The 13,349-nt window shown below is 64.3% G+C and carries 11 protein-coding genes; 6 read left to right on the forward strand and 5 right to left on the reverse strand.

Going from position 1 to position 13,349, the window contains the following annotated elements; genetic code table 11:
- Positions 1-154: 154 nt before the first annotated feature.
- Positions 155-1,846 carry a bifunctional 3'-5' exonuclease/DNA polymerase gene (locus AC1RJY_RS16890; protein WP_498602782.1) on the forward strand — a complete coding sequence of 564 codons (1,692 nt, stop codon included), beginning with the start codon at positions 155-157 and terminating at the stop codon, positions 1,844-1,846.
- A 187-nt stretch (positions 1,847-2,033) separates the two neighbouring features.
- Positions 2,034-2,234: a YegP family protein gene (locus AC1RJY_RS16895; protein ID WP_187329898.1), complete on the forward strand. Its 201-nt coding sequence runs from the start codon at positions 2,034-2,036 to the stop codon at positions 2,232-2,234.
- Between the two features lie 71 nt (positions 2,235-2,305).
- On the opposite strand, the gene AC1RJY_RS16900 is transcribed toward AC1RJY_RS16895, so the two are convergent.
- From AC1RJY_RS16900 to AC1RJY_RS16910, 3 genes are read right to left on the reverse strand one after another with little or no spacing between them, the layout of a single operon-like run.
- Entirely contained in the window at positions 2,306-2,983 is a 678-nt protein-coding gene (locus tag AC1RJY_RS16900; protein WP_014922685.1) for an NUDIX hydrolase, read from the reverse strand.
- Positions 2,980-3,774 (reverse strand): endonuclease III, encoded by a 795-nt coding sequence (gene nth / locus AC1RJY_RS16905; RefSeq protein ID WP_498602783.1) that lies wholly within the window; start codon positions 3,772-3,774, stop codon positions 2,980-2,982. Before nth ends, AC1RJY_RS16900 begins: the two co-directional genes overlap by 4 nt.
- 11 nt (positions 3,775-3,785) lie before the next feature.
- The gene (locus AC1RJY_RS16910) at positions 3,786-5,276 is read right to left on the reverse strand and encodes a hypothetical protein (RefSeq protein ID WP_498602784.1); all 1,491 of its coding nucleotides are present in this window, start codon (positions 5,274-5,276) and stop codon (positions 3,786-3,788) included.
- A 469-nt stretch (positions 5,277-5,745) separates the two neighbouring features.
- On the opposite strand from AC1RJY_RS16910, the gene acs reads away from it, so the two are divergent.
- The 4 genes from acs to AC1RJY_RS16930 all read left to right on the forward strand — a co-directional run bounded on the left by acs (position 5,746) and on the right by AC1RJY_RS16930 (position 11,013).
- Positions 5,746-7,791: an acetate--CoA ligase gene (gene acs / locus AC1RJY_RS16915; RefSeq protein ID WP_210066282.1), complete on the forward strand. Its 2,046-nt coding sequence runs from the start codon at positions 5,746-5,748 to the stop codon at positions 7,789-7,791.
- A gap of 167 nt (positions 7,792-7,958) precedes the next feature.
- Entirely contained in the window at positions 7,959-8,747 is a 789-nt protein-coding gene (locus AC1RJY_RS16920) for a DeoR/GlpR family DNA-binding transcription regulator (protein ID WP_011775976.1), read from the forward strand.
- A gap of 114 nt (positions 8,748-8,861) precedes the next feature.
- The gene (locus tag AC1RJY_RS16925; RefSeq protein WP_011775977.1) at positions 8,862-9,650 is read left to right on the forward strand and encodes an ABC transporter ATP-binding protein; all 789 of its coding nucleotides are present in this window, start codon (positions 8,862-8,864) and stop codon (positions 9,648-9,650) included.
- 7 nt (positions 9,651-9,657) lie between these two features.
- Complete coding sequence (locus tag AC1RJY_RS16930) at positions 9,658-11,013, forward strand: FtsX-like permease family protein (protein WP_498602802.1); 1,356 nt, start codon at positions 9,658-9,660, stop codon at positions 11,011-11,013.
- 42 nt (positions 11,014-11,055) lie between these two features.
- On the opposite strand, the gene AC1RJY_RS16935 is transcribed toward AC1RJY_RS16930, so the two are convergent.
- Together AC1RJY_RS16935 and AC1RJY_RS16940 are read right to left on the reverse strand one after the other, a co-directional pair.
- Positions 11,056-12,075, reverse strand: coding sequence for a LacI family DNA-binding transcriptional regulator (locus tag AC1RJY_RS16935; RefSeq protein WP_498602785.1), 1,020 nt, complete (start codon positions 12,073-12,075; stop codon positions 11,056-11,058).
- A 14-nt stretch (positions 12,076-12,089) separates the two neighbouring features.
- The gene (locus tag AC1RJY_RS16940) at positions 12,090-13,289 is read right to left on the reverse strand and encodes a Gfo/Idh/MocA family protein (protein WP_498602786.1); all 1,200 of its coding nucleotides are present in this window, start codon (positions 13,287-13,289) and stop codon (positions 12,090-12,092) included.
- Positions 13,290-13,349: the final 60 nt, after the last annotated feature.

Genomic DNA, 13,349 nt, shown 5'->3' on the forward strand with positions numbered 1-13,349 from the left:
CGGGCAAGATAAGGCACGGATTCCCCTATGTGCACAACACGCGGTGCCGGCGTAGCTGTGGAGGAACAGTCGCTCCACGCCAAAGCCACGCCGCAGAGGCCACAACAACACCGGCGCATCACACCACGCCTCCGCACAGGGCAGAATGGACACCATGTATTTGCTGCTCGCCGCCCACCAGGACGGCGCAGCCATACAAAGGATCTCCCCCGCCGGAAAAGCTACCGCTGACGCCCGCGTCGTTACGCGCGGTGAGTTGCCCGGCGTCGTGCGCGACCTCGAAGTCCAGCGGCCCCGCTGGGTGTGGCACCGCGCCCAAGATTGGTGTTCCGAACTGCTGACCCATGGCATAGAGCTGGAGCGTTGCCACGACCTGGCGCTATGCGGGGCTATTCTGGCCCACTCGGAATTCACGGCCCACACGGACTATGCCAAGCATGCCGTCAAGCTCACGCAGGACGACGACTCAACACCGCCTCGTGTCCTCCAGCCACCGCCACCGCCCGCGGATCAAGGCGCGCTCTTCGAGGACCTTGCACCGTCGAATCCCAAAGCGGGGCTGGCTGAACTCAGGGAGGAATTCGCGGCCCAGCAGCAAGCGGTTTCACAAGTCACAACAGAACATCAGCAAAGGCAACGCCTTCAGCTGCTCCTCGCCGCCGAATCGGCCTGCGCCATCATCGCCGTCGAGATGCAACACGCGGGCGTCCCTTGGCGCGAAGAGCTACATCAACAGATCCTTGCCGATGTCCTGGGTCCCAGGCCGCCGCTCGGGCATCGGCCACCGGCGTTGGAGGCTCTCTGCGCCGAGCTCAGGAACATCCTCAACTCCCCCAGCCTGAATCCGGACTCCCCGCAGGACCTCATGCGTGCTTTGCACCGCAACGGGATCGAGGTGAAAAGCACCCGGCAATGGGAGCTTCAGGAGTCGAAGCACCCGGCAATCCAGCCGCTGCTCGCCTACAAGAAGCTCTCCCGCCTGCACACCGCCAACGGTTGGTCCTGGTTGGACGCATGGGTCCGTGATGGTCGGTTCCATCCCGAGTATGTGGTGGGTGGGGTGGTGTCCGGCCGTTGGGCTTCGCGGGGCGGCGGGGCACTGCAGATCCCGCGCAACATCCGGGCAGCGGTCCACGCGGATCCGGGTCACAAGCTCATTGTCGCCGATGCCTCGCAGCTGGAGCCGAGGGTCCTCGTGGCACTGGCCCAGGACACGAAAATGGCAGAGGCAGCACGCGACAAGGACCTGTACGCCGGTATCGCAGCCCAAGGTTTTGGCGGTGACCGCGCCAAGGCAAAGATCGCGTTGCTGGGCGCTATCTACGGCGCTACGACGGGCGAGTCGGGCCGGCTCATGCCTCAGCTGACGCGCACTTACCCACGCGCCGTCGGATTCGTGGAACAGGCAGCTCGTGAGGGCGAAGCGGGCCGCACAGTAACCACTCGGCTGGGCAGAAGCAGCCCGCCGCCGTCGGCGGGCTGGCTGCGGAGCCAGCAATCCACCACCGCCGAAGAACAACGGCGCGCCGATAATCTGGCCCGGTCGCGGGGCCGGTTCACGCGCAACTTCGTGGTCCAAGGCTCGGCTGCTGAGTGGGCGGCATGCTGGCTTGCGGAATTACGACGTCGGCTCCGTGCCTTGCGCGCCGAAGGCTCAGCTGCCGGGGAACTCGTCTTCTTCCTGCACGACGAAGTGATGGTTCACGCTCCCGATGAGGCCGTGGACGCCTGCATCAGCGCCATCGAAGAAGCGGCGACAGCGGCGAAGGAACTCATGTTCGGGCGGATACCAGTGGAGTTTCCGGTGAGTGTGGCCGTCGTCGATTCCTATGACAAGGCGAAGTAGCCGGAACATAGCCGGAAGCGGCGGGACTATCCAGTCACATCTCGCCATGTGAGCCGGGATGACCCGCCAATGACCGGTACCGCCAAGTAACTTTTGAATGGTCCCTGGTTCTGGATACTTTCGCTATGTGGATAGTTTTGTCGGTCCACATAGTGTGCAGGGACGCATTAAGGGGGAAGCATTTTCGATGGCTGGCAGGTTTGAAATTCTCAAGGACAACGACGAAGGATACCGGTTCCGCCTCACGGCGGCCGACGGAACCCTCGTGGCCGAATCACCCACATTTACACACCTCGAGGGCGTGATTGCCGGGATCAACGCCGTGCGGGAAAACGCCGCAACAGGACTGATCGTGGACCGTTCGACGGCGGCGCGCAAGGCGGCATAGGCGCTCCCCAACGCGGCGTACCAGTGAGGCAAAGAACCAGTGAGGCAAGGACCCGACTAAAGGTCGATGTCTCAAAGGTCGATGTCGCGCAGCTTGTCCTTGTCCCAAGGTACGGTCCAGCCCAATTCGTCGAAGAGGCCGCTAAGGACCATCCCCGTGAAGCCCCACACCAGCACTCCATTTACGGTGAAGCCCGGGCTTGTGTATGTGCGGCCGAACCGCGAAATGGTGGCAGTGACACGGTTGACGGGATCCAGAAGGTCGCGAACCGGCACTCTGAAGACCTGCGCAGATTCGGCGTAGTCCACCACGCGCACCGGTGACGGCGCATCCCACCACGCCAGCACCGGCGTCACACGGAAGTTGCTCCGGATGAGCCCGAGTTCCGGGATGACTCCGAGAACCCGGACACCACCAGCATCCAGGCCGGTTTCTTCCACGGCTTCGCGAAGCGCTGCGGCCACCACAGACTCGTCTTCGGGGTCCACGCTGCCGCCCGGGAACGCTACCTGACCCGGATGGTCATCAAGGGTGTGTGCCCGTTCCAGCAACAAGACATCGAGGTCCGCCGGCGCGATAGGACGCCCGGATTCGGCAGGGACGTTGTCCAGCACGCCGAAAAGCATGAGCACCGCCGCAGCCCGGTTGGTTTCGGGGGTGACGGGAAGCTTCTCCCAGAGGGCCGAGTGCTGCTGCTGACCGTCTTCAAAGCGGGTTACCAGTGCGGACAGTTCCTCCAGCGCGGTCACCCGGGCCTCCTTTGCGATTCCATGCGGATCTCCGCTGCCCTGTGCGTCTCGGCCAGGAGCTGTTCCAGCAAAGCTTCGTTTCCCGGCGCGAGCTCATACTTCAGCAGCTTGGCCGCCTTGACGGGGTCCGTCTCGCCCTCGCCGTAGCTCGGGCAGAGGCTCGCCACCGGACAAGCACCGCAGGCAGGCTTCCTGGAATGGCAGACCCTCCGCCCATGGAACACCACTCGGTGGGAGAGCATGGTCCAGTCCCGGGATTCAAATAAGTCGGCGACGTCGAACTCGATCTTCACCGGATCGTCCGAAGCCGTCCACCCAAAACGGCGGGCAAGCCGGCCGAAATGCGTATCCACCGTGATCCCGGGAACGCCGAACGCATTGCCCAAAACCACGTTCGCGGTCTTGCGCCCGACGCCCGGGAGCGTCACCAGGTCTTCAAGACGTCCAGGGACCACGCCGTCGAACTCATCCACAAGCCGTGTGCTGAGTGCCAGGACGTTCCGCGCCTTAGCCCTGAAGAAGCCCGTCGGCTGGAGTATTGTCTCCAACTCGAGGGGATCCGCCTCAGCCATGGCGCGGGCATCCGGGTAGCGGGCAAACAGGATCTTGGTGACCTGGTTGACCAGCACATCAGTGGTTTGGGCCGACAGGACCGTGGCCACCACCAGCTCAAAAGGGTTCCTGAAATCAAGCTCCGCATGAGCGTAGGGGTACTTTTCAGCGAGAACCCTGTTGATTTTGCGCGCCCGGCGTTTGAGCGCGAGCAGCGAACCAGCTTCAGCGATGGCCACGGCGTCCCTGCCTAGCCGCGTTCGATGTTGCTGAGCTCCCGAAGAACCCCGACCTTGCCGTCGGTGTCCTGGACCAGGAATTCATGGCCGCGGTCCTCCAGCGCCAAGACCCATCCACCGGGTTCGATGGTGAAGGCGGGAGCTCCGCTGTGCTCGTCATAGGCAGTCCGGGGCTGGGCGACGGCGAACCAGAAGGCCTCATACTGGGGAGAATCGGATTCTTCCGGACGGCTGGCCGGGTCCACGGTAGCGCCGATCGAGTCGCTGACCCTCCGTGTGTCACCGGAAACTATGGGCGTTGCCATGGTGGCAGCCCACGGCTGTTGGGCCGCGGCAGCCGGCTGCGCAGCGTGCTGCGTGGTGGCCGGTTCGGTTGCAGAACTCGGGGCGTCCTTTGCCCCCGATTCTTCAGCGGGCTCGGCCCGCTCAGGGGAAGGCACGGCGGGTGAGGCACCTGCACCCGAAGGCGCAGGAGCGGTTTCACGACCAGCGATCGCAGCACCAGCGGTCGCAGGGCCCGCAGTTTCAGGGCCAGCGGTGTCGGCAGGCTTGGCGTCAGCTGAATGCACGACGGCGGGTGCTTCGGTTGCCGGCGACGGCGTGGTTCCGTAGCTGGCCGGCGGAGCGAAGGGGCTGGCGCCTGCAACGGCACCCGCACCGGTTGCGGCACCGGCACCTGCGGGGCCACCCGCACCGGGAGCACCAGTGGAGGCTGCTGCCGCAGCTGTACCAGGAACATGCGCGCCCGGAGCCTGAGCGGCAGGAACGTGAGCGGCCGGAGCCTGGTATCCGTGCGCCGCCCCTTGGAATCCGGACGTTGAACCGGCTGTGTCGGATGGCTTCGGCGTTTTGGGGGCCTTAGGTTCTTTGGGAGCAGCCGGTTTGCGGCTGGGCACAGCTGCCTCGCGCGCAACATTGTGCGCGGGCGTTTCAGCACGGCCCTTGAAATCGGCGGAAAGCCACGGAAGATGCGGGGCCAGGACCGTCGCGGTCAGCAGGCCTACAGAACCGACCAAACCCAACAGGACGCTGCCATTGAACGAGTTGGCAATGGTGAGGAAGAACAGAGGGAAGGCGAACGAGGCCGTGACGGACGCGAACTGGTCAACGGACAGCGAGCCAATACGGATGACCGTCCCCGGCTGCAGCCTGCGGGCAACGAAGAGTGCCACCACAACCAGCGGCAGCAGGATTCCCAGCAGCAGGAAGAACAGGTTTCCAAGGTTCCAGAGGTTGTAAAGTTCCCCGAACATCGGCAGAAGCGAGGCCACGAACATCAGGAGCGTGGAGCCGAAAACAGTAAGGTCCCGGATGGTGAAAGGCCCGGCGACGGCGTCATACCTACCAGCGTCGTTCTTGGATGCGTCGTTCATGACAGGAGCTCCGGACGTACCCGGCGCAGGCTTCCCGGCAGCGGTACCACCCGCAGCTGCAGCCGTTCCAGCCGCGGTGTCCGGTCCCGTCGGCAATGAGTCGTGCGGGCCTGGGCTCAGCTGGTTCATCTATTTCTCCTTCGTACGGCGGCGTCTTGGACAGTCCGGCCCGGTGACCTCCGCGGGATTCCGCCGAGAACCGGACACGCCAGAAGTGCGTCCCAAGACTTATTCAGCCTATGCCACCCCACTGACAGGGTTCTAGCTGAAAACGGCCTTACAGCTTCGCCCACAGCAAACTCCAAGGTTCCTTACAGAGATGGCCCGCGGTCGCCACCCCCGCAGCGGCTGGCGCGGGCCGCCGTCGTCGTCATGTAAACGGTTCCTAGCCGCCCCGGACGCCATTCGTCGCTAAATCCGCGCCGCTCGCTGCCGGCTTTGTGACGACGCACACGTAGGACCTCTCAAAGCGATAGTGTTGATGGCGGACAGCACTCTGCGGACCTTTCGGGGAACGCGCTCGACGCCGACGACGGCCCGGGCGGGGACCTTGTGGCAGGATCCGCGCAGCAAAGATCGATGAATGATGAGGTTCACCATGTCCCAGGACACCACCGGATCCACGGCCACCGCTGCAGCTTCAACGGCTCAGAACGGTCAGGCCCCACACGTCGAGGCGCTTGAAAACCTCCTCCACGAGAACCGCAAATTCGCACCGTCGGCGGAGTTTGCCGCCAATGCGGTGACGAGTGCTGACGCCTATGCAGAGGCGGAGGCGGACCGTCCCGCGTTCTGGGCCAAGCAAGCCCGTGAGCTGCTGACGTGGGATAAGGACTTCACCGAGGCCCTTGACTGGTCCAACCCGCCGTTCGCCAAGTGGTTCGTGGGCGGCGAGATCAACGCTGCGTACAACGCGCTGGACCGGCACGTGGAGAACGGCCTGGGCGACCGTGTTGCCATCTACTTCGAAGGCGAACCCGGCGACACCCGCACCTACACCTATGCCGAGCTGACCGAAGAGGTCAAGAAAGCCGCCAACGCCTTCGAAACCCTCGGTGTCGCCAAGGGCGACCGCGTGGCCGTGTACCTGCCCATGATCCCCGAAGCCGTCATCACGCTCCTTGCCTGCGCCAGGATCGGCGCCGTGCACTCGGTGGTGTTTGGTGGCTTCTCCGCGGACGCGCTGCGTTCCCGTATCGAGGACGCCGAGGCAAAGCTCGTTGTCACTGCCGACGGCACCTACCGCCGCGGCAAGCCCAGCGCCCTGAAGCCCGCGGTGGACGAAGCCCTCTCGAAAGAAGGCCACACCGTCCAGAACGTGGTCGTAGTCAAGCGCAACGGCGAGGACGTCAACTGGGTGGAAGGCCGCGACCTCTGGTGGTCCGACACCGTGGACAAGGCATCAACCGAGCACACCGCCGTCGGGCATGACTCCGAGCACCCGCTGTTCATCCTCTACACCTCCGGCACCACCGGCAAGCCCAAGGGCATCCTGCACACCACCGGCGGCTACCTCACCCAGGGTGCCTACACCCACAAAGCCGTGTTCGACCTCCACCCGGAAACCGACGTGTACTGGTGCACCGCCGACGTCGGATGGGTCACCGGCCACTCCTACGTCACCTACGCACCGCTCATCAACGGCGCCACCCAGGTCATGTACGAAGGCACCCCGGACTCCCCGCACCAGGGCCGCTGGTGGGAAATCGTGGAGAAGTACAAGGTCTCCATCCTCTACACCGCGCCCACTGCGATCCGGACGTTCATGAAGTGGGGCCGGGACATCCCGGACAAGTACGACCTCTCCTCCATCCGCGTCCTCGGCTCGGTGGGCGAATCCATCAACCCCGAAGCGTGGATGTGGTACCGGGACGTCATCGGCGCCAACGCCGGCAAAAACGGCGAAAAGAAAGACAACCCCGCACCGATCGTGGACACCTGGTGGCAGACCGAAACCGGCGCGCAGATGATCGCCCCGCTGCCCGGAGTCACGGCCACCAAGCCCGGCTCGGCCCAGGTTCCGCTGCCAGGCATCGCCGTGGACGTGGTGGACGAAGCCGGCCAGTCCGTGGCCAACGGCGAAGGCGGTTACCTGGTGGTCCGCGAACCGTGGCCCTCCATGCTGCGCGGTATCTGGGGCGACCCGGAGCGGTTCAAGGACACCTACTGGTCCAGGTTCGAGGCCATGTACTTCGCCGGCGACGGTGCCAAGAAGGACGAAGACGGCGACGTCTGGCTCCTGGGCCGCGTGGACGACGTCATGAACGTCTCAGGCCACCGCCTCTCCACCACCGAAATCGAGTCCGCCCTGGTCTCGCATCCGTCCGTCGCTGAAGCGGCAGTGGTGGGTGCCGCTGACGAGACCACCGGACAGGCCGTCGTCGCGTTCGTCATCCTCCGCGGTGACGCCGTGAACAACGGCGACGAAACCGTGCTGGCACTGAGAAACCACGTGGGCAAGGAAATCGGGCCGATCGCCAAGCCCAAGCAGCTGCTGATCGTTCCGGAACTGCCCAAGACCCGCTCGGGCAAGATCGTCCGCCGCCTCCTCAAGGACATCGCTGAAGGCCGCGACACCGGCGACGCCACCACCCTGGCCGACCCCGGTATCATGACGCAGATCGCTGAATCACTCCGTAAGTAAGCAATTCACGACGGCGCCGCTCACCTCCCGAGGCGAGCGGCGTCGTCGTGCGTTTAAGCAGTTGGGCGACGCCGCCGCGCTTTGCCTGCCGTGCTCTGGAAGCCTCCCGCCCTAGACTGGTGCCAGACTCAGCCCCATGTTTGACGAGGTTCCCCAGAAAGGCCCTGATGCTTCAGGCAGCACGCCACTCCGCCATCATCGACGCCGTCCAGCGCGAACGCGTAGTGCGGGTCTCGGACCTCGCGCAATTGCTGGGGGTCTCCCCCATGACCGTACGCCGCGACATCGAAGCGCTCGAGGAAGCCGGCCGCGTTGAGCGCATTCACGGCGGAGCCAAGCTTCCCGGCGATGCGAGCACCCACGAACCCGGCTTCGAACTGAAGTCCACGCAACTGACTGCGGAGAAGCACGCCATTGCGGTGGAAGCCGCGTCGCTGGTCCAGGAAGGCATGGCAATAGGCCTGGGCGCCGGCACCACTACGTGGGCGTTGGCGAAGGAACTCGTCAATGGTCCACGCATCACTGTGGTCACCAACTCGGTGCGCATCGCAGATCTTTTCCACCATGGCTCCTCATCAGGCCCGGCACGCTTCGGATCCACGGTGATCCTGATCGGTGGCGAACGGACACCGTCGGACGCCCTGGTGGGGCCGATAGCTACGTCCTCGCTGAAGCAGCTCCACCTGGACGTGCTCTTCCTGGGAGTCCACGGCATGGATGCCCACGCCGGTTTCACCACCCCCAACCTGCTTGAAGCCGAAACCAACCGCGCTTTCATGTCGTCCGCCCGGAGCACCGTTATCCTGGCCGACCACAGCAAGTGGGGCGTGGTGGGCATTGCGTCGATCACCCGTTTGGAAGAGGTTGACGAGCTGATCACGGACTCGCTCCTGGGCGAGGATGCCCGCCGCGTACTGGCCGAGAATGTTGCCAAGCTGCGGATCGCGGAGGCGTAACCCAAGTAGCTCGCAGCTACGTAGTTGGATCTCATACCGCGGGTGGAGACCAGCCGGCAGAGTTCAGCCGCGAGACTGACGCCGTGGGATAGGGCCCGCAGGGATGCTGGATATATGAACGCCATCCTCCACGCCCAGCAGCTCACCAAGCACTACCCCGGCAGCATCGCCTTGGACCACGTCGACTTCATAGCGAATGCCGGGGAGTCCATTGCGATCATCGGGCCTTCGGGTTCCGGTAAGACCACCCTTCTGCACTGCCTCGCCGGGATTTTGAGGCCCGACGCCGGTTCCATCACCTTGAACACGCCGTCGGCGCCAATGCGGCTGGACACCTTGGGTGACGCTGCGTTGTCCCGCCTGCGTCGTGAGGAGTTCGGCTTCGTATTCCAGCAAGGCATGCTCTTGCCGGAGCTCACTGCCTTGGAGAACGTGGCCCTTGCCCTGATGCTCAACGGCACAGACCGCGCAACGTCCGAGTCCCGGGCCGCCGAATGGTTGGCGGCCTTGGGCCTTGCCGGCATGGAGCAGCGTCGTTTGGGCGAGCTCTCCGGCGGACAGGTTCAGCGCGTGGCCATTGCCCGCGCCCAGGTCACGGGCGCCCGGGTGGTCTTCGCCGACGAGCCCACCGGCGCTTTGGACTCGGCGACCTCCAAGGAAGTCCTGGACGTGCTCCTCCACTCGGTGGCCGCTAACGGCCGGACTCTTCTGGTGGTCACCCACGATCCCAACGTTGCTGCCCGTTGCCGGCGCGTTGTGGAATTGCGCGATGGCCGGATCGTGTCAGATAGCGGAAGCCCCGTTTCGGCCCCGAGCCAGGCAGAACCGTCCAGCCAGGCTGCGCCCGCCTCCAGCCCGGCAGAGGCGGCCACCGCCAACTTCAAGGGTGCCTTCAATGTCTAGTCTCACCATGGCCCTGCGCCTCACACCGTATCTGGCCCGAAGCAACTGGAGCAGCTTCCGGGAATCCGGTCTTCGCGATGTCGGGCTCCCGATCCTCGCCTTCGGGACAGTCACGGCTCTCCTGCTCACGGTGGCCGGAGGTTCACAGGTCTTCTGGTCCTGGTCTGACACCATCGCAGGCACGTACCTAGCCTTGGCCGTCGTCGCGATGGTCTTGCTCATCATTCCCTTGCTGACGCTCGGCGCCTCGGCCGCCCGACTCGCCGCACGCCGTCGTGATGACCGCTTGGCCTCCTTGCGGCTGCTTGGCGCCAACAGCGCGACCGTGGTCTGGATGACCGTCATAGAGTCCACTGTCCTCGCTGCCGTGGGAGCTTTGGCGGGTGCGGGGCTCTATGCCTGCATCGCACCGTTCCTGGGGCTGATCCAGTTCCGCGGCCAGGCAATCGGAAGCCACGCATGGTTGTCGGTGCCATCCATTCTCGGCTGCGTCCTGGCAGTCTGTGTGCTTGCCGCGGCGAGCGCTGCGCTGGGGCTTCGGAAAGTTGTGGTGACGCCGTTGGGCGTCCGTACCAGGCAAACGGCCGACGGCGCACACTGGGTTCGCGGTCTTATCGCGGCTGTGGTGGTGGTCATCGGAGTGGTGGCGATGGGTATGCTCAGCAGCTTCGGCGCGTTCATTGTGATCATCGCTGTGATGGGTGGCTGCTTTGGCTTGGCGCTGCTGGCGTTGAACCTCATGGGGCCTTGGATCCTGCGATTGCGGGCGTCCTCGCAACTCAAGCGCGCCAAACGGCCTGAGCAACTGCTGGCCGCGCGGACCGTCCTGGAGAGCCCCAAGGAATCGTGGCGGCAAGTTGGGGGCGTCGCGATGACCAGTTTTGTGGGGGTGTTCGTGGGCGTCGGCATGGCGGTGGCGGACACCATGGGAACCGGCGGTGACGCTGAAACTACGCTGCTTGTCCGCGACATCAATACCGGAGTGATGATCACCTTGCTGGGCTCGTTCCTGATGGTTGCCTGCTCTGCGGGCGTGAACCAAGCAGCGGCAGTTCTGGACCGGGCTTCAACCTTGGTGGCACTGGACCGCGTGGGGATGCCGCAGAAACTCATGGTGGCCGCCAGGGTCAAAGCCGTCATGTCGCCGCTGTTCCTGGTAGCGGGTATTTCAGCTGCCGCAGCTGCCCTCCTGGTCCTTCCGCTGACCGGCGCAGTGCTGTTGACCCAGCCCGTGGTGTTCCTGACCATCGGCGGGGTGTTCGCGGCGGGGTTCCTGCTGGTCAGGCTCGCTGTTGCTGCAGGCACGGCCCAGATCAGCCAGGTGCTGGCCCGCCCGGAGCGTTACGCGAGCATGGACTCGTAACCGGACCAGCCGCCGTCGTCATACCCGCCGGGACCAGGCGGGCTATGTGCAGCCGCAGGACTGACGGATGATCAGCTCGGTGGGCAGGATCTGATGTTGCAGTGCATCGCCGCGTCCCTTGCCTACCAGTGCTTGCACCGCGGCTTCGGCCATCGCCCTGACCGGCTGCGCAACGGTGGTCAGGGCGGGCCAGCTGTATTCGGCGTCGAGTGATCCGTCGAAGGAGACCAATGCAAGGTCCTCGGGTACCCGAACACCGGCCTCGTGAAGTGCCCTGAGAATACCGATGGCTTGCATGTCGTTGCTGGCAAAAATCGCCGTGGGCCGGTTGGCCATGGAGAGGAAGCGCTTGCCTACCTCGTACCCGCCCGGACGGCTGAAGGGTCCGTGAAGCATGGGCCCGTCCGGCAACCCGGCGTCATGCAAAGTGGCCAGCCAGCCTACCTCGCGGCCATCCAGCTGATTGCCGGTATTGGTGCCGATAGCCAAGCCAATGTTTGTGTGCCCATGGCCAATGAGGTGTTCAACCGCGGCACGCGCTCCGGCTTGGAGATCAACACCCACGCTGTTAAGTTCAGGGGGCGAGCCTGCATTGTTCAAGAGCACGGAAGGGATCTCCGAGGCTTCAAGTTCCGTGACATCGGGATCGAACACACAGCTGGCCAGGAACACACCGTCCACCTGCCGGGCGGCAAGGGTGCGGATGTTTTTGCGTTCGCGCGTCAGGCTTCCGTCCGAGTTGGTGAGCACCATCCCGTACCCCAGTTCGGACGCAGCCTCTTCCACGGCGTGGGCCAGCTGCGTGAAAAACGGATTGGTGTTGTCCGGCACCACCACGCCGATGGTCTCGCTGGAACCCAGCTTGAGGGCACGGGCGGCGGCGTTGGGTCGGTATCCGAGGACACGGATGGCCTCCCGAACCTTGGCTTCCGTTGCCGGGGCCACGTTCTTGGGCCCACCGTTCACCACATAACTCACGACGGCGGTACTCACCCCGGCGTACCGGGCCACGTCTTTGCGTGTGACCGGGCCGCGCGAGGTTTGTACCGCTGAAGTTGTCATGAGGTAAATGCTAGCTACTCCACGGGAGCGTCACCGAAGTCGCGGATGGGGAGGCGCTCCCCGCCGCGAAGGGCGGACTCGTGGGCGATGATTCCCGGCAACGTGAACCGGGCTGCCACCCAGGCGTTGACTGGAGGAAGGCTGCGGTTGTTGACCGCCGTGACGAAGTCGTCCACCAGAAATTGGTGGCTTCCTTCATGCCCGTTGGGTGCCCCGATGAACTCTTGGGGAAGCCGGGACTGGTCATGCACGGGAGCCAGCCCCGAGATGAAGGCATCCCGCAGTTCCGGCGCCACGTCTGCCAGGGAGGGGTCATCCAGGGACATAGTGGGCTTGGTTTCCACCTGCTCCGATACGTCTTCCACCGTGGACTTGTCCTGCCACACCGTGGTGGTAGCAAGCTGCTCAAAGCTGGCGTCGGTGCCAAAGAAACGGAAGCGTGATTCCCGGATATGGGAGGGGTACCCGACGCGGCGCATCTCGTTGGTGCGCATCGCGCCGCCGTCGTTCATTTCAAAAAGTGCCGTGGCGTTCGAGAAGTCGTTGGCAAACATGCTGACGTCCTTGTCGAAGACGCCATCGCCGCGGTGGTCCTTCACACCGATGCAGCTGACGCTGACCGCGTGCCCGGGCACAGCGCCGAGGACGCCACCGATGGCATGCGTCGGGTAGAGCATGGGCGGGTAGCTGGCGGTTTCCTTCCACCGCTCTCCCCCGCTGTACTGATACGCCTCGTAGAACCCGAGGTCCATGTCATGGACGTAGTCGCCCTCAGTGTAGAAAATGCGGCCGAACTTTCCCGCCGCATGTTGCTGCCGGGCGAAGACAGTGGCGGGGTTGTAATAACTGGTTTCACCCATCGCGTAGACCAGCTTGGTCTCACGTACGGCCTCGATGATTCGTTCAATTTCCTCTTCGGAGATCGCCATTGGCACTGCTGAATAGACGTGCTTCCCGGCCCGCAGGGCGCGCTCAACCAGAGGCCCGTGCGTCCACCGCTGCGTGAAGATGGCGACAGCATCGACGTCGGACTCCAACAGCTCATCGAAGCTGCCCATCACGCCGTCCAGTCCCCAGCGCTCCTGCGCTGCAACGGCTCGCTCGGGCAGTTCGTCGATTGCGTACACCGCGCTGACGCCCGGGTGGAGCTTGAACAAGTGGGCGAATTGGCCACCGAATTGCCCTGCACCCACAACACCGATCGAAAACGTCATTGTTTACCTTCCTTGAAGCTACTGAAAGCAGCCGCGGCTATGTCCTCCATTGATTCCGTG

This window comes from Arthrobacter sp. GW822-FHT05G07, assembly GCF_058799755.1.

Coding starts and splice junctions, on each gene's coding strand:
- AC1RJY_RS16925 (WP_011775977.1), top strand. CDS start 8,862: ATGAACGCCATCCTCCACGCCCAGCAGCTCACCAAGCACTACCCCGGC.
- AC1RJY_RS16935 (WP_498602785.1), bottom strand. CDS start 12,075: ATGACAACTTCAGCGGTACAAACCTCGCGCGGCCCGGTCACACGCAAA.
- AC1RJY_RS16895 (WP_187329898.1), top strand. CDS start 2,034: ATGGCTGGCAGGTTTGAAATTCTCAAGGACAACGACGAAGGATACCGG.
- AC1RJY_RS16890 (WP_498602782.1), top strand. CDS start 155: ATGTATTTGCTGCTCGCCGCCCACCAGGACGGCGCAGCCATACAAAGG.
- AC1RJY_RS16940 (WP_498602786.1), bottom strand. CDS start 13,289: ATGACGTTTTCGATCGGTGTTGTGGGTGCAGGGCAATTCGGTGGCCAA.
- acs (WP_210066282.1), top strand. CDS start 5,746: ATGTCCCAGGACACCACCGGATCCACGGCCACCGCTGCAGCTTCAACG.
- AC1RJY_RS16920 (WP_011775976.1), top strand. CDS start 7,959: ATGCTTCAGGCAGCACGCCACTCCGCCATCATCGACGCCGTCCAGCGC.
- AC1RJY_RS16930 (WP_498602802.1), top strand. CDS start 9,658: ATGGCCCTGCGCCTCACACCGTATCTGGCCCGAAGCAACTGGAGCAGC.
- AC1RJY_RS16910 (WP_498602784.1), bottom strand. CDS start 5,276: ATGAACCAGCTGAGCCCAGGCCCGCACGACTCATTGCCGACGGGACCG.